At 67.0% G+C, this 14,477-nt stretch carries 14 protein-coding genes, 1 tRNA gene and 1 pseudogene; 9 read left to right on the forward strand and 7 right to left on the reverse strand.

Features of this window, described 5'->3' with window-relative positions; genetic code table 11:
• Positions 1-103: 103 nt before the first annotated feature.
• The 5 genes from rpsA to aroA all read right to left on the reverse strand — a co-directional run bounded on the left by rpsA (position 104) and on the right by aroA (position 5,196).
• Positions 104-1,828 carry a 30S ribosomal protein S1 gene (gene rpsA, locus G7B69_RS01655; protein ID WP_166175375.1) on the reverse strand — a complete coding sequence of 575 codons (1,725 nt, stop codon included), beginning with the start codon at positions 1,826-1,828 and terminating at the stop codon, positions 104-106.
• A gap of 534 nt (positions 1,829-2,362) precedes the next feature.
• Positions 2,363-2,989: a (d)CMP kinase gene (locus G7B69_RS01660; protein ID WP_166175377.1), complete on the reverse strand. Its 627-nt coding sequence runs from the start codon at positions 2,987-2,989 to the stop codon at positions 2,363-2,365.
• Positions 2,986-3,423: a DUF6869 domain-containing protein gene (locus G7B69_RS01665; RefSeq protein ID WP_166175379.1), complete on the reverse strand. Its 438-nt coding sequence runs from the start codon at positions 3,421-3,423 to the stop codon at positions 2,986-2,988. Before G7B69_RS01665 ends, G7B69_RS01660 begins: the two co-directional genes overlap by 4 nt.
• Positions 3,420-3,680: a CBU_0592 family membrane protein gene (locus G7B69_RS01670; protein WP_166175381.1), complete on the reverse strand. Its 261-nt coding sequence runs from the start codon at positions 3,678-3,680 to the stop codon at positions 3,420-3,422. The genes G7B69_RS01665 and G7B69_RS01670 overlap by 4 nt, the downstream gene beginning before the upstream one ends.
• 175 nt (positions 3,681-3,855) lie before the next feature.
• On the reverse strand, positions 3,856-5,196 hold the full coding sequence (gene aroA, locus G7B69_RS01675; protein ID WP_166175383.1) for a 3-phosphoshikimate 1-carboxyvinyltransferase: 1,341 nt from the start codon (positions 5,194-5,196) through the stop codon (positions 3,856-3,858).
• Between the two features lie 153 nt (positions 5,197-5,349).
• Between aroA and G7B69_RS01680 the strand changes: the two genes are divergently transcribed.
• From G7B69_RS01680 to rimM, 5 genes and pseudogenes are all read left to right on the forward strand, one after another.
• Complete coding sequence (locus G7B69_RS01680; RefSeq protein ID WP_166175385.1) at positions 5,350-5,667, forward strand: TIGR02300 family protein; 318 nt, start codon at positions 5,350-5,352, stop codon at positions 5,665-5,667.
• A 95-nt stretch (positions 5,668-5,762) separates the two neighbouring features.
• Positions 5,763-5,838 (forward strand) — tRNA-Ala (locus G7B69_RS01685).
• Positions 5,839-6,015: 177 nt separating this feature from the next.
• A complete protein-coding gene (ffh, locus tag G7B69_RS01690) occupies positions 6,016-7,452 on the forward strand; it encodes a signal recognition particle protein (RefSeq protein WP_166175387.1) in 1,437 nt (478 codons plus the stop codon).
• A gap of 35 nt (positions 7,453-7,487) precedes the next feature.
• Positions 7,488-7,976 (forward strand): annotated as a pseudogene (gene rpsP, locus G7B69_RS01695) (30S ribosomal protein S16); the annotation flags it as partial.
• A 171-nt stretch (positions 7,977-8,147) separates the two neighbouring features.
• Positions 8,148-8,636 (forward strand): ribosome maturation factor RimM, encoded by a 489-nt coding sequence (gene rimM / locus G7B69_RS01700; protein ID WP_166175391.1) that lies wholly within the window; start codon positions 8,148-8,150, stop codon positions 8,634-8,636.
• On the opposite strand, the gene G7B69_RS01705 is transcribed toward rimM, so the two are convergent.
• Positions 8,633-9,541: an NAD(P)/FAD-dependent oxidoreductase gene (locus tag G7B69_RS01705; protein WP_166175393.1), complete on the reverse strand. Its 909-nt coding sequence runs from the start codon at positions 9,539-9,541 to the stop codon at positions 8,633-8,635. The genes rimM and G7B69_RS01705 overlap by 4 nt on opposite strands.
• Before the next feature lie 89 nt (positions 9,542-9,630).
• Entirely contained in the window at positions 9,631-9,954 is a 324-nt protein-coding gene (locus G7B69_RS01710) for a hypothetical protein (protein ID WP_166175395.1), read from the reverse strand.
• 102 nt (positions 9,955-10,056) lie between these two features.
• Here G7B69_RS01710 and G7B69_RS01715 point away from each other — a divergent pair, with 102 nt between their 5' ends.
• The 4 genes from G7B69_RS01715 to G7B69_RS01730 all read left to right on the forward strand — a co-directional run bounded on the left by G7B69_RS01715 (position 10,057) and on the right by G7B69_RS01730 (position 14,421).
• The gene (locus tag G7B69_RS01715) at positions 10,057-10,971 is read left to right on the forward strand and encodes a LysR substrate-binding domain-containing protein (RefSeq protein WP_166175397.1); all 915 of its coding nucleotides are present in this window, start codon (positions 10,057-10,059) and stop codon (positions 10,969-10,971) included.
• Positions 10,968-11,699: a tRNA (guanosine(37)-N1)-methyltransferase TrmD gene (gene trmD / locus G7B69_RS01720; protein ID WP_166175399.1), complete on the forward strand. Its 732-nt coding sequence runs from the start codon at positions 10,968-10,970 to the stop codon at positions 11,697-11,699. The genes G7B69_RS01715 and trmD overlap by 4 nt, the downstream gene beginning before the upstream one ends.
• Positions 11,700-11,710: 11 nt before the next feature.
• Positions 11,711-12,085 carry a 50S ribosomal protein L19 gene (rplS, locus tag G7B69_RS01725; protein ID WP_166175401.1) on the forward strand — a complete coding sequence of 125 codons (375 nt, stop codon included), beginning with the start codon at positions 11,711-11,713 and terminating at the stop codon, positions 12,083-12,085.
• A gap of 170 nt (positions 12,086-12,255) precedes the next feature.
• Positions 12,256-14,421: a S9 family peptidase gene (locus G7B69_RS01730; protein ID WP_166175511.1), complete on the forward strand. Its 2,166-nt coding sequence runs from the start codon at positions 12,256-12,258 to the stop codon at positions 14,419-14,421.
• Positions 14,422-14,477 lie beyond the last annotated feature (56 nt).

Here is a 14,477-nt window from a genome sequence, read left to right on the forward strand (position 1 = left end):
CGGCCAACCTAGGACGCCGGGCCGATGTAGGAAAGGCCCGCCTGCGAGCCAAAGAAGATGGGTCGCGGGCGGGCCTTCATTTTGTTGGAAACGAGAGGAGTTGTTACTCGCTCTTCTGCTTCAGCGCTTCGCCGAGAATGTCGCCGAGCGACGCACCCGAGTCCGACGAACCGTACTGCTCGACGGCCTGCTTCTCTTCGGCGATCTGGCGCGCCTTGACCGAGAAGTTGGGCTTCTTCGAGCGGTCGAAGCCGATGACCATGGCATCGAGCTTCTGGCCGACCTGGAAGCGGTCGGGGCGCTGCTCGTCGCGGTCGCGGCCGAGATCGCTGCGCTTGATGAAGCCGGTTGCGCCGTCGTCGCCGGCCTGCACTTCGAGCCCGCCATCGCGAACTTCGAGCACGGTCACGGTGACCACGTCGTTCTTCTTCAGTCCGCCCGCGCCGCCGCCGGCGCTGGCGCCGGTGCTGCCGGCCGCAGGAGCGCCCTTCTCGAGCTGCTTCATGCCGAGGCTGATGCGCTCCTTGTCGGTGTCGACGTCGAGCACGACCGCCTTGACCTCTTCGCCCTTGCGGTGAAGCGCGAGCGCGTCCTCGCCCGAGATGCCCCAGGCGATGTCCGACATGTGGACCATGCCGTCGACGTCGCCGGGCAGGCCGATGAACAGGCCGAACTCGGTGGCGTTCTTGACTTCGCCTTCGACGATCGAGCCGACCGGATGGGCTTCGGCGAACTCTTCCCACGGATTGCGCTGGGCCTGCTTGAGGCCGAGCGAAATGCGCCGCTTGTCGCTGTCGACCTCGAGCACGACGACTTCGACTTCCTGCGAGGTCGAGACGATCTTGCCGGGGTGCACGTTCTTCTTGGTCCAGCTCATCTCGGAGACGTGGACGAGGCCTTCGATACCCGCCTCGAGCTCGACGAACGCGCCGTACTCGGTGATGTTGGTGACCGTGCCGGTAACCTTGGCGCCGACCGGGTACTTGGCCGCGACGTCGCCCCACGGATCGCTCTCGAGCTGCTTCATGCCGAGGCTGATGCGCTGGGTTTCCGGGTTGATGCGGACGATCTGCACCTTCACGGTGTCGCCGATGTTGATCACCTCGGACGGGTGGTTGACCCGCTTGTAGCTCATGTCGGTGACGTGGAGCAGGCCGTCGATCCCGCCGAGGTCGACGAACGCACCGTAGTCGGTGATGTTCTTGACCACGCCGTCGAGCACCTGGCCTTCGGTCAGCTTGTCGATCAGCTCGCTGCGCTGCTCGGCGCGAGTCTCTTCGAGAACGGCGCGGCGCGACACGACGATGTTGCCGCGGCGGCGGTCCATCTTGAGGATCTGGAAGGGCTGCGGCATGTCCATCAGCGGGCCGACGTCGCGCACCGGGCGGATATCGACCTGGCTGCCGGGGAGGAAGGCCACGGCGCCGTCGAGGTCGACGGTGAAGCCGCCCTTGACGCGGCCGAAGATGCGGCCTTCGACGCGCTTGCCTTCGCCGAATTCGCTTTCGAGCTTGTCCCACGCGGCTTCGCGGCGGGCGCGGTCACGGCTGAGCATCGCTTCGCCGTCGGCGTTCTCGACGCGGTCGACGAAGACTTCGACGTCGTCGCCGACCTTGAGCGGCTCGTCGCCTTCGCCGCGGCCGAATTCGCGCAAGGACACGCGGCCCTCGCTCTTCAGGCCGACGTCGATCAGGGCCATGCCGTTCTCGATCGCGGTGACGGTGCCGTGCACGACGCGGCCTTCGAAGCCTTCTTCGCCGGCGCCGCCGAGTTGTTCGTTGAGGAGCGCCTCGAAATCGGCGCGGGTGGGGTTGGCGGTTGAAGCCATGGAGTTCAGGTTCCTAATTCACGTTTTTCCGGCCAGGCGGTTGTATCCGCCGGTCTTGAATGGCCGAGCTGCCCGCGGGGCCGAATGCCTGCGCGGGCGTCCTTTCGAACCGTGGCGGGACGAGGGCGGAAAAAGCCGGGGGAGGGCGGAGGAACCGCCCGGTCGCTGCCGGCCGTGCTTGAAAAGCGCGCTCTCGACCCGGGCCGAGGCCCGATCGAACGGGCGCGCAAGTAGGCGAGAGAGCGGTGAAAAGCAAGCGAAAGCGGCAGCGGGTGCTTCTCGGGCGTGGGTCGATTGCCGGGTGACACTTTACGGACCCTGTCACCCAGGTCTCGCCCGAAAACTCGCGGAAATCCTCGGTTTTTGACCAAGATGACGGGTGACACATTTCCGACAGAAGAACGGCGTCCGATGACCGGGGCGCGACCATTGGTTCGACGTGCGCGGCAAGGATGTTGGATTCGGCCATCCCAAGCATAAGCCACAAGCAAGGGCTTGTAGGAAAGTGATTTTTTCCGAACGCGAAACTGCCGACTATTCGGCGGGGTGTTTCGCGTCGACAGCCGCAATGGCCGCGGCGATCGCCTCTTCGATTCCCATCGCGGAGGTATCGATGACCACGGCATCCTCGGCGGCGCGCAGCGGCGCTTCGGCGCGGGTGCTGTCACGGTCGTCGCGGCGGCGGAGGTCTTCGGTGATGTCCTCGAGCGTGCGCGGGTCGCCGCGGTCGCGCATTTCCTTCCAGCGGCGGCGAGCGCGCGCCTCGAGGCTGGCGGTGACGAACAGCTTCACCTCGGCGTCGGGCGCGATGACGGTGCCGATGTCGCGCCCGTCGAGCACCGCGCCGCCCGGCTGCGTCGCGAAGGTGCGCTGGCGCTCGTAGAGCGCCTCGCGGACCGAATGATGGATCGAGACGCGGCTGGCGAGCCCGCCGCTCGCCTCGCTGCGCAGCTCGGGGTCGAGCAGCAGGCCTTCGGGAAAGGTCGTCGCTGCCAGCGCATGACCCGCATCGTCCGGATCGCCGCCGTCGAGGAACACCTGCCGCCCGACCGCGCGGTAGAGCAGCCCGGTGTCGAGATGCGGCAGGCGGTAATGGGCGGCCAGCGCCTTGGCGATCGTGCCTTTGCCCGAGGCCGTCGGGCCGTCGACGGCGATGATCATGCCCAGGGCCTCGGGGGAAGCGGACCATCGCAATCCATGTCGCCGACAGCCTTGTCGATGGCAGATCGAACGCCAGCGGGAATAGCATGACGAAACGGGACATCGAGCATCCACCGGAAGCGAGCAGTCTTGCGCGCTTCGCTGACAATGCGTTGAAGCAGCTCATTCGAGGGCTTCTGCAAGAGGTTCTCGAGCAGCCCGGCGGCGACAAGGGCAAGAAAATCAGGATCGTCGTAAGTTGCAGCGGCCAGCATCACGAGCGCGAGGCCCCGATCGGAATCTTTGCCTTGATCAAACCAGATCTCCAGCTCGTCAGGAAATCCCTCCCTCCGATCGATCCACTCGTAATAGACCGCGAGAGACGCTCGCAGGTGATCGATGTCCGGTCGCGCCAGCGCGCGCGCCAATTCGCTATCGAAGCTCTTGTCGCTCACGGCTGCTTCTCGCGCATCTTCGCCCGGATCGCCAGCACCAGTCCGACCGCCGCGATGGCCCCCCACGCAGCCTCCAGCACGAAGGCGGCGAGGTTGAAGGTCATCGAGAGCGAGATCAACAGCAGGATCGCGCCGACGAGGTTGGCGAGATTGAACCAGACCTTGTTGAGCTGCTTGGCGACGTTGGCGTAGGCGAAGGCGCCGATGAACAGCGCGCTGCCGATCAGGCCGACGATGTCGGCGGCGAGGGGGTTCATGGCAGCGCCTCCCCACCTTCTCCGTCACCCTGAACTCGTTTCAGGGTCCATCTCTCCTCCGGCGCCGCGCTGTGCGTTGAACGCCCAGCCGAGGGCTTGCGGTTGTGCGGCCTGCACCGCGGATGCTGCACGATGGATGCTGAAGCAAGTTCAGCATGACGGGGAATGCAAAAGGTCACTGCGCGGTCGCGCCGTCGAGCAGCGCCTCGAATTGCGGGAAGCTGGTGGCGATCGGGCTCGTGTCGTCGACATCCACTCCGGCGCGGCTGGCGTGGCCGGCGACGGCCATGCTCATGGCGATCCGGTGGTCGAGGTGGGTGGCGACCTTGCCGCCGCCCGTCTTGGTACCCGGCAGCGGCTCGCCGCCGGTACCGTCGATCACCAGGCCGTCCTCGCGCTCCTCGACTTGCGCGCCCGCGAGGCGCAGCGCGGCGGACATCGCGGCGAGGCGGTCGGATTCCTTGACCCGCAGCTCGCCGAGGCCGCGGGTGACGGTGCGGCCGTGCGCCAGCGCGGCGGCGACGAACAGCACCGGGAATTCGTCGATCATGCTCGCGGCGATGGCCGGGTCGACCTCGATGCCCGTCAGCGCCGAGTGGCGCACGCGCAAGTCGGCGACGGGCTCGCCGCCGACCTGGCGCGCGTCCAGCTCCTCGATGCTGCCGCCCAGCGCGCGCAGCACCTGGTATAGCCCGGCGCGGGTCGGGTTGAGCCCGACGTTCTCTATCGTCAGGTCGCTGCCGGGCACGATCAGCGCGGCGACGGCGAAGAAGGCGGCCGAGGACGGGTCGCCGGGAACCTCGATGGTCTGCGGCCTCAGGTCGGCCTCGCCGCGAATATGGATCACGCGCTCACCGTCGACTTGTTCGACCCACAGCTCGGCCCCGAAGCCCTTGAGCATCCGCTCGGTATGGTCGCGGGTCGGCACCGGCTCGATCACCGTGGTGATCCCGGCGGTGTTGAGCCCGGCGAGCAGCACCGCGCTCTTCACTTGCGCGCTGGCGACCGGAAGGCGGTAGGTGATCGGCACGGCGGGGCACAGGCCGCGCTCGGTGAGCGGCAGCGTGATGCCCGAGAATTCGGCGCCCATCAGGGAAAGCGGTTCGGTCACGCGGCCCATCGGCCGCTTGGACAGGCTGGCGTCGCCGATGAACTGCGCGGTGATCGGGTGGCTGGCGGCCAGGCCCATGAGCAGCCGGGTCGAGGTGCCCGAGTTGCCCATGTCGAGCGGTGCCTCGGGCTGCAGCAGGCCGCCGACGCCGACGCCGTGGATGCGCCACTCGCCTTCAGCCTCGCGCTCGATCGTCGCACCCATCGCCCGCAGCGCCGCGGCGGTGGCCATCACGTCCTCGCCCTCGAGCAGGCCGGTGACGCGCGTTTCGCCCACCGCCAGCGCGCCGAACATCAGCGAACGGTGGCTGATCGACTTGTCGCCGGGCACGCGGATTCGCCCATTGAGCGGCCCGGATGGGCCGAAGCGGCGCGGGCGCGCGGCGTTGGGATCATGGCTGGTCATCAGGCGCGCGGGCTTTTGACAGCGCACCTGCGCTATGGCAAGGCGCGGCCCGCTCTTGATTCCGGCCCTTGAATCGCGTTCAGGCCACACCCAATCAAGTAAACGGATTTCCGCCGGCCCACACGGGCGGGCGAACGACAAGGACATATTCGAATGGTCAAGCCAGAGTGGGGTCACAAGCGCAACTGCCCCAAGTGCGGTGAGCGCTTCTACGACCTCGGTGTCGACGACCCGGTCACCTGCATCGAATGCGGCAACAAGTGGCAGCCGGAGCCGGTGCTCAAGTCCAAGCAGCCGATCCCCTTCGAGGAAGAGAAGAAGGAGAAGGAGGAGGTCGATTCCGATCTCGCCGACGAGGAGCTGGAAGACGTCGACGAGGAAGAGGATTCGCCTGACAACGACATCGACCTCGGCGGCGACGACGATCTCGGCGTGCCCGGCGCGGCGGACGAGAACGAGGAAGACACCTGATTTGACTCTTGCGATTCGGCGGGGCTGCTCATAAAGGGCGGCCCTCCCGCAAGGGCGGCGAACCTCCCAGGGTTCGTAGAAAATTGAATGGATACGGGGCCTTAGCTCAGCTGGGAGAGCGCTACAATGGCATTGTAGAGGTCAGCGGTTCGATCCCGCTAGGCTCCACCATTCGAGAATGAATACTGAAATTGGCCGCGCAGATCTCGCGGCCGCATTGCTGACCCGCCCGCTGGCTGACGAGGTTTCGTCCGCCGGCGCATTTTGCTTTTGGAGCTTTCCCAGCAAAAGTGGGTACCACTTTTGCGGTTCGGGAAAGCGACCGCACAGAGAGAGTACCGGAGCCTCATGTTCGATACGCTGTCCGATCGCCTGACCGGGGTCTTCGACCGCCTGCGCGGGCGCGGCGCGTTGAACGAGGCCGACGTGCGCGAGGCGATGCGCGAGGTGCGCGTCGCGCTGCTCGAAGCCGATGTCGCGCTGCCGGTGGCGCGCAAGTTCATCGACGCGGTGACCGAGAAGGCCGTCGGCCAGCAGGTCCTCAAGTCGGTCACGCCGGGCCAGCAGGTGGTCAAGATCGTCAATGACGAGCTGATCGAGATGCTCGGCGGGGAGGGCGCGGCGCCGCTCGAGCTCGACGTTCGCCCGCCGGCGGTGATCCTGATGGTCGGCCTGCAGGGCTCGGGCAAGACCACCACCACCGCCAAGCTCGGCAAGCTGCTCAAGGAAAAGCACGGCAAGAAGGCGCTGATGGCCTCGCTCGACGTTGCCCGTCCGGCGGCGCAGGAGCAATTGAAGGTGCTCGGCGAGCAGGTCGACGTCGCCACGCTGCCGATTGTGCCCGGCCAGCAGCCGGTCGACATCGCCCGCCGCGCGCTCGAGAGCGCGAAGCTGCAGGCGGTCGACGTGCTGCTGCTCGACACCGCCGGCCGCCTCCACGTCGACGAAGCGCTGATGGCCGAGATGCGCGCGGTCGCCGGGGTTTCGGCCCCGACCGAAGTGCTGCTGGTGGTCGATTCGCTGACCGGCCAGGACGCGGTCAACGTCGCCCAGAGTTTCTCGGGCGAAGTGCCGCTGACCGGCGTGATCCTCACCCGGATGGACGGCGACGCCCGCGGCGGCGCGGCGCTCAGCATGCGCGCGGTCACCGGCAAGCCGATCAAGTTCGCCGGCACGGGCGAGAAGCTCGACGCGATCGAGCCGTTCAGCCCCGAGCGCGTCGCCGGCCGCATCCTCGGCATGGGCGACGTCGTCAGCCTGGTCGAAAAGGCCGCCGCGACGATCGACAAGGACGAAGCCGACGCGCTCGCCGCGCGGATGATGAAGGGTCAGTTCGACCTCAACGACCTGCGCAGCCAGCTCCGCCAGATGCAGAACATGGGCGGGCTGGGAATGCTCGCCGGCATGCTCCCGGGCATGAAGAAGGCCAAGCAGGCAATGGCGCAGAGCGGCGTCGACGACAAAGTGCTCGTTCACATGGACGCCATCATCGGCTCGATGACACCCAAGGAGCGTCAGCGCCCCGAACTGCTCAACGCCAAGCGCAAGAAGCGCGTCGCGGCCGGCTCGGGCACCGACGTGCAGGACGTCAACAAGCTGCTCAAAATGCACCAGGAAATGGGCCGGGCGATGAAGCAGATCCGCAAGATGGGCGGCCTCAAGGGCCTCGGTGCGCTGCTCGGCGGCGGCGGCATGGGCGGCATGGGCGGCGGCGCGCCTCAGCTCCCGGGTCTTGGCGGCGGCTCGATGCCGGGCAACATGAACGATCTTCTCAAGAACAAGTGAATTTTCAGGCATTTGAATCGGAAAGGTGAAGTAAAATGGCAGTTTCAATCCGGCTTTCGCGCGGTGGCGCCAAAAAGCGTCCGTACTATCGCATCGTGGTGGCCGACAGCCGCTCGTCGCGCGACGGCAAGTATCTCGAGCAGATCGGCACCTACAATCCGCTGCTCGCCAAGGACGACCCGACGCGCGTCAAGCTCAACGAGGACCGCGCGCGTTACTGGCTCGGCGTCGGCGCGCAGACGTCGGACCGCGTCGCCCGCTTCCTCGATGCCGCCGGCATCAAGGAGCGCGCCGCACGGCTGAACCCGAAGAAGGGCGAGCCGGGCGAGAACGCCAAGACCCGCGCCGAGGAGAAGGCCGCCAAGCTCGCCGAAGCCGAGGAGGCCGCCAAGGCCCCGGTCGAGGAAGCCCCGGTCGAAGAGACCGTTGCCGACGCGGCACCCGCAGAGGAAGCCGTCGCGGAAGAGGCTCCGGCCGAAGCAGCCGACGAAGCTCCCGCTGAAGAAGCCGCCGCTGAAGAAGCTGCTGCCGAGGAAGCGCTTGCCGAAGAGGCTCCCGCCGAGGAAACCGCCGCGGAGGAAGCTCCCGCTGGAGAAACTCCCGCCGAGGAAGCTCCTGCTGAGGAAGCCGCTGCGGAAGAAGCTCCCGCCGAGGAAGAGCCCGCGGCTGAAGAAACGCCCGCCGAGGGCTAAGCCTTGCCCCAGGACAAGCCCGTCACCCTTGCCGCCATCGCCGGCGCGCATGGCGTGACGGGCGAAGTCCGCCTCAAGCTGTTCGGCGAGGGAGTCGCGGCGCTCAAGCGCCATAAGACCTTCAACGGCGGCGCGCTGACGCTCAAGAGCCTGCGCGACGATGGCAAGGGCGGCGCGATCGCCCGCTTCGAGGAGATCGCCGACCGCACCGCCGCCGAAGCTCTGCGCAGCACGACGCTCACCGTCCCCCGCTCGGCGCTGCCGCCGCTCGAGGAAGGCGAATACTACCACGCCGACCTGATCGGCCTTGCCGCCATGTCCGATACCGGCGAGGCGCTTGGTTTCGTGGTCGCCGTCGAGAACTTCGGCGCCGGCGACATCCTCGAAGTCGAGCGGCCCGACGGCAAGCGCTTCATGGTGCCGATGACCGAGTTCGCGGTGCCCGAATGGGACGACGAGCGGGTGGTGATCGCTACCGGCTTCGCCGATTAGCGCCGCAGCGGCCGCTCCGCCGCGAGGTGATTTCTGATCGCCGTCGCGGCAACACCCGCCTGGCCCATGGCGTGGCTGATCTGGTCGAGGCCGACGACCACGTCGCCCGCGGCGAACAGGCCGGGCACGGTCGTCTCGAGGTGATCGTCGACCACCAGGGCGCCGTCCTCGGCAGTCCTGGCGCCCGCCGCGATGGCCAGTTCGGAGCGCACATGGAGCCCTAGCGCGGGATAGACGCTGTCGAACGCGAGGCGCCCTTCGCCGGTCGTGAGCGTCAGGCGTTCGCCGTCGATTGCATAGCCGCCGCAAGGCCCGGCGACGATCGCCACCCCCGCCTCGTCGAGCCGCCGGCGGCATTCGTCGTCGAGCTCGTGCTCGCCCAATGGTGCAACCAGCGTGATGTCGCTGGTATAGCCGCGCAGGAACTCGGCCTCGCGGGTGCCGTGGTTGCCGCTGCCGATCACGCCGACGCGCCGGTCCGTCACCTCGTAACCGTCGCAGACCGGGCAGTACCGCAGCAGGCCGCGGGATAGCGCCTCCTGGTGCAGGGCCGTCTCCATCTCCGGCGGCGGGAGATTCACCACGCCGGTCGCGACCAGCACGGTGCGCGCGCGATAAGTTCCGCTGTCGGTGCCGATTGTGAAGCCATTCGCCACGCGGGCGAGGTGCTCGACGCGCTTCTCCTCGCGGATCGCGCCGAACGCGCGCGCCTGCTCGCGCATTCGCTCGAGCAGTTCCTTGCCGGAGATGCCTGCCGGAAAGCCGGCGAGGTTGCGGGTGCAGGGGATCAGCGCCGCGCGGCTGTCGCCGCTGTCGAACAAGCGGATCGAGAGCAGATAGCGCGAAAGGTAGATCGCCGCGGTCAATCCCGCGGGGCCGGCGCCGATGATCACGCAGTCGTCCATGCGCCGGACAACGGTAGAGGGGCCGAAGCTTTCCCCGCGCTGGCGGGGGGACTGGGCAGCGGGGTGGCTTCGGCCCCTGCGTGGCGTGCTCAGGCCACGATCGTGTGCGCGATCACCGGATGGGCGTCCGCGGGATGCATGTCGGCGGTGGCGAGCAAGGCAACCGTCAGGACCAGGCCCATGGTCGCGAGGCAGGCGGTCACCCCGGCGAGCGCCGCGCGCGCCGCCGTGCTCACCGTGTCGTCGGCCGGGGCCGTTGCGCACGACGCTTGGGCATAAGTCCGTCCTATGGACGAACTTGACTCCGGGCGGTCGCGGAGGAAGCGATCGAGCTTGAGAGTACCGCGATCGAGATCGGCGGAAAATCCGTTGTGAGCGTCGGCCCATAGCCGCATCAGGTGTTCGTCGGTCATCGCTAGGGTCCTTTCGTCTGGTGGCCCCTAGATGCCGTCTGCCGCGCCCGAGCGCCAACAAAACGCTTGGGGAATAGTATAAGGTGAGATTATACTAAAAGCATGTTGCGCCTGCCGCCGCTCACAGCGATCCGCGCTTTCGAAGCCGCCGGGCGGCACGAGAATTTTTCGCGCGCGGCCGACGAGCTGGGGATGACCCAGGCGGCGATCAGCTATCAGATCCGCCAGCTCGAAGACCGCGTCGGCACGCCGCTGTTCGTGCGCGAGAAGGGCCGGGTGCGGCTCTCCGACAGCGGACGCCGCCTGCTGCCGGCGGTGACGGGCGGCTTCGCTTCGATCGCCGACGCGTTCGACGCCTTGCGCGAGGAAGACGAGGACGTGCTGGCGATCGATACCTCGGTGTCATTCGGCGCGACCTGGCTGAGCTCGCGCATCGGCCGCTTTCAGGTGCGCCATCCCGATCTCGCGGTGAAGATCTCGCTCGCCAACGAGCTGGTCGATTTCGGCCTCGGCGGAATCGATGCCGCGATTCGGGCCGGGCGGGGGCAATGGGACGGGCTCAGGAGCGACTTCCTGTTCTGCCAGCACTTCACGCCGATCTGCTCGCCAGCCTTTCTCGAAGCCAATGCGATCGAGCGACCGGAAGACCTGTTGCGCGTCGAACGGCTCGCTCCCAACGATTCGCTGTGGACCGGCTGGTTCGCCGCCGCCGGCATCGGCCGGCCCGAGCCGCGCCGCGGCATTGTGCTCGACAGCCAATTGCAAGAAGCGAATGCGATGCTCGGCGGCTTCGGCATCGCGATGATGACCCCGTTGTTCTGGCGTGCCGACCTCGAGAGCGGGCGGCTGGTGCAGCCCTTCGAAACGCTCTACCTGCCCGGCAGCGCGCAATGGCTCGTCCATCCGGCAAGCCGCGTGGGCATCCGCAAGATCGAGCGGCTGCGCGAATGGTTGCACGCGGAGTTTGCCGCCGAGCGCGACCTCTTGCCGCAGGAGGTTTGGAACTCACCGCAATGACTTTCGCCGTCACCGTCCTCACGCTCTACCCTGAGATGTTCCCCGGGCCGCTCGGCGTTTCGCTTGCGGGGCGCGCACTTGGCGAGGGCGCGTGGTCCATCGAGGCGGTGCAGATCCGCGATTTCGCGAAGGACAAGCACCATACCGTCGATGACACCCCGGCGGGGGGCGGGGCGGGGATGGTGCTCAAGGTCGACGTTCTGGCGGCGGCGGTCGATCATGCGGTGGCGGAGCATCCCGACTGCCCGGTGCTGGCGATGACCCCGCGCGGCGCCCCGCTCACCCAGGCGCGCGTTCGCGAGCTGGCGGCGGGTCCGGGGGTGACGATCCTGTGCGGCCGGTTCGAGGGATTCGACGAGCGGATTTTCGAGGGAAGGCCGGTCGAGGAAGTCAGTCTCGGCGACATCGTTCTCTCCGGCGGAGAGCCCGCCGCGATCGCCCTTCTCGACGCTTGCATTCGCCTGCTTCCCGGCGTAATGGGCGCGCCTTCAAGCGGGGCCGAGGAATCCTTCGAAGAGGGGCTGCTCGAATACCCGCACTATACCCGACCTCAGGAATGGGAAGGGCGCACGATCCCTGAAGTGCTGCGATCGGGGGATCATGCGAGGATAGCGGCATGGCGCAAGGCCATGAGCGAATCCGACACACGGTCACGCAGGCCGGACCTTTGGGAGCGCCACGGTGGTGCTCGGGTCAAGCCTGCCTCTGGCGCGCGGCGCAAGGATTGAAGGAGCCCGTCATGGGTCTGATCCAGGAGCTCGAGGCCGAGGCCATCGCAGCTTTCAATACGACGAAAGAGATTCCCGAATTCCGTGCCGGCGATACGCTGCGTGTCGGTGTCCGTGTCGTCGAAGGTGAGCGCACCCGCGTTCAGAACTTCGAAGGCGTGTGCATCGCCCGCTCGAACCGCGGCCTGAACAGCAATTTCACCGTTCGCAAGATGAGCTTCGGCGAAGGCGTCGAGCGCGTCTTCCCGCTCTATTCGCCGAACGTCGAGAGCATCACCGTCGTCCGCAAGGGCGTGGTGCGCCGGGCGAAGCTTTATTACCTGCGCGGCCGCACCGGCAAGCGCGCCCGCATCGCCGAACGCCGCGAGGTGCAGAAGGAAGGCTGAGGCCTTTTCTTCAACCGATTTCATGCGTAACGAATTTGGGCGTCCCGGCTGGGGCGCCCTTTTTCGTTCCGGAGGTCGCTCTCTTGAAGGTCCTGAGTTTTGTCGTCGCTGCGGGCGCGCTTGCCACGCTCGTGCAACCGGTTATCGCCCGCGGGCAGGAGACCAAGGCCATGCCCGCCAAGCACGAACAGACGCTGACGATCGAGCGCGTGTTCGCCAGCCCGTCGCTCGACGGGTCCGCACCGCGGCTGCCCAAGCTTTCGCCCGACGGGCGCTTCCTCACGGTCCTGCGCAATCGCGAGAGCGACCGCGAGCGCTACGACCTGTGGGCTTACGATCGGCAGGACGGGCAATGGCGGATGCTGGTCGATTCGGAAAAGCTCGGCACTGGCCGCGAGCTGTCCGAAGCCGAGAAGATGCAGCGCGAACGCCAGCGCCTGGCAGGGCTGAAAGGCATCGTAACTTACGACTGGTCGGCAGACGGCAAGTCGCTGCTCGTGCCAGTCGAGGGCGACCTCTATCTCGCGGGCCTGGATGGCTCGGTAAAGCGCCTGACCGACAGCCCGGAGGGCGAACTCAACCCGGTGCTCAGCGAGAGCGGCAAGTACGTTTCCTTCGTGCGCGATCAGCGCCTTTGGACCGCCCTGGTTGGCGGTGAACCCAGGCCGGTCACTCCGAAAGAGAGCGCCGCCACTGTTCACTGGGGCGAGGCGGAATTCGTCGCGCAGGAGGAAATGAACCGGTTCACCGGTTACTGGTGGTCGCCAACCGACGCGCGGATCGCCGTCGAGCGTTTCGACGAGGCGCCTGTCGGCATCGTCACCCGCGCGGCGATCGGCGCCAGCGGCACGAAGACGTTCGAGCAGCGCTATCCCGCAGCCGGAACGCCCAACGTCGACGTCTCGCTGTTCGTGATCGATCCCGACGGCGGCAACAAGGTCCAGGTCGATCTCGGGCTGGAGCGCGACATCTACCTGACGCGAGTGGATTGGGCGCCGGACGGAAAGACCCTTTGCGTGCAGCGGGTGGATCGCGGGCAGACGCGGCTCGACATGCTCGCGGCGGACCCGGCGACCGGCAAGGCGCATGTGCTGTTCAGCGAGACGGCGGCGCCGGGACACTGGATCAACCTGAGCGACAACTATCGTCTCCTGAAGGACGGCAGCCTTATCTGGTGGTCGGAACGTGACGGTTTCGGCCACCTCTACCGCTTTTCTGCCGGCGAGTGGCAGCAGCTTACCAGTGGGCCGTGGGTCGTCACCAAGCTCGCCGGCGTAGACCAGGAGGCCCACCGCCTGTTCTTCACCGCGACCAAGGACGACGTGCTCGCTCCACAGGTGTACTCGCTCGGTTACCTCAAGCCCGGCGCGCCAGAACGCCTGACTGATCTCGCGTTCGCCAACGGCGCTTCGATGGACAAGCATGGCAAGACCCTGCTCGTCGGCCGCTCGTCGCCGAGCCAGCCGCCGCAGGTCTATCTCGCCGACGCCACCGGCAAGCAGCTCGCGTGGGTCGAGGAGAACAGGCTCGACGCGAAGCATCCTTACGCGCCGTACATGGCCAGCCACCGGTTGCCGCAGTTCGGCACCATCAAGGGTCCCGACGGCACGCCGTTGCACTGGCGGATGGTCACACCGCCGCTGGTTCCGGGCAAGCGCTATCCGGTGTTCTTCTCGCACTACGGCGGTCCGCATTCGCAGGACGTGACGAGAGCCTGGGGCGGTGCGCTCGAGCAGGCGATCGTCGACAAGGGGTTCATCTTCTTCGAGATCGACAATCGCGGTACCTCAAACCGCGGCGTCGATTTCGAGAAGGCGATCTACCGCGCGATGGGCGGGCCCGAGGTGGCCGACCAGAAGGCCGGCGCCGAATATCTCAAGACGCTCGATTTCGTCGATCCCAGGAAGATCGCCATCTTCGGCTGGTCGTACGGCGGATACATGACGATGAAGCAGCTCGAGGCCGATCCCGGCCTTTACGCCGCCGGCATCGCGGTGGCGCCGGTCGGGCGGTGGGAGCTGTACGACACGTTCTACACCGAGCGCTACATGGGCCGGCCGCAGACCGATGCTGCCGCCTATGCCAAGTCTTCGACCGTCGCCGACGCAGGCAAGGTCGCCGATCCGCTGCTGCTGATCCACGGCATGTCGGACGACAACGTGGTTTTCACAAACAGCACCGAGATCATCGCCCAGCTGCAGCAGGACAAGGTGCCATTCGAGATGATGCTCTATCCGGGGGCGACGCATGCCATCGCCGGGCCGAACCTGCGCACCCATCTCTACGAGACGATCTTCGGGTTCCTCGCCCGCCACGGGGTTACTGCGCCCAAATAACGAAAGCGCGGCTTGCCCGCAGACAGACTTTTGTGCATTGCACCACGCCCGCGCCC

Source organism: Croceibacterium segetis (assembly GCF_011320115.1).
Lineage (GTDB): Bacteria > Pseudomonadota > Alphaproteobacteria > Sphingomonadales > Sphingomonadaceae > Croceibacterium_B > Croceibacterium_B segetis.

What these genes read in the sequence shown, in the direction of transcription:
- rpsA (WP_166175375.1), bottom strand. Translation starts at nt 1,828, where the DNA reads ATGGCTTCAACCGCCAACCCCACCCGCGCCGATTTCGAGGCGCTCCTC.
- G7B69_RS01660 (WP_166175377.1), bottom strand. Translation starts at nt 2,989, where the DNA reads ATGATCATCGCCGTCGACGGCCCGACGGCCTCGGGCAAAGGCACGATC.
- G7B69_RS01670 (WP_166175381.1), bottom strand. Translation starts at nt 3,680, where the DNA reads ATGAACCCCCTCGCCGCCGACATCGTCGGCCTGATCGGCAGCGCGCTG.
- aroA (WP_166175383.1), bottom strand. Translation starts at nt 5,196, where the DNA reads ATGACCAGCCATGATCCCAACGCCGCGCGCCCGCGCCGCTTCGGCCCA.
- G7B69_RS01680 (WP_166175385.1), top strand. Translation starts at nt 5,350, where the DNA reads ATGGTCAAGCCAGAGTGGGGTCACAAGCGCAACTGCCCCAAGTGCGGT.
- ffh (WP_166175387.1), top strand. Translation starts at nt 6,016, where the DNA reads ATGTTCGATACGCTGTCCGATCGCCTGACCGGGGTCTTCGACCGCCTG.
- G7B69_RS01705 (WP_166175393.1), bottom strand. Translation starts at nt 9,541, where the DNA reads ATGGACGACTGCGTGATCATCGGCGCCGGCCCCGCGGGATTGACCGCG.
- G7B69_RS01710 (WP_166175395.1), bottom strand. Translation starts at nt 9,954, where the DNA reads ATGACCGACGAACACCTGATGCGGCTATGGGCCGACGCTCACAACGGA.
- G7B69_RS01715 (WP_166175397.1), top strand. Translation starts at nt 10,057, where the DNA reads ATGTTGCGCCTGCCGCCGCTCACAGCGATCCGCGCTTTCGAAGCCGCC.
- trmD (WP_166175399.1), top strand. Translation starts at nt 10,968, where the DNA reads ATGACTTTCGCCGTCACCGTCCTCACGCTCTACCCTGAGATGTTCCCC.
- rplS (WP_166175401.1), top strand. Translation starts at nt 11,711, where the DNA reads ATGGGTCTGATCCAGGAGCTCGAGGCCGAGGCCATCGCAGCTTTCAAT.
- G7B69_RS01730 (WP_166175511.1), top strand. Translation starts at nt 12,256, where the DNA reads ATGCCCGCCAAGCACGAACAGACGCTGACGATCGAGCGCGTGTTCGCC.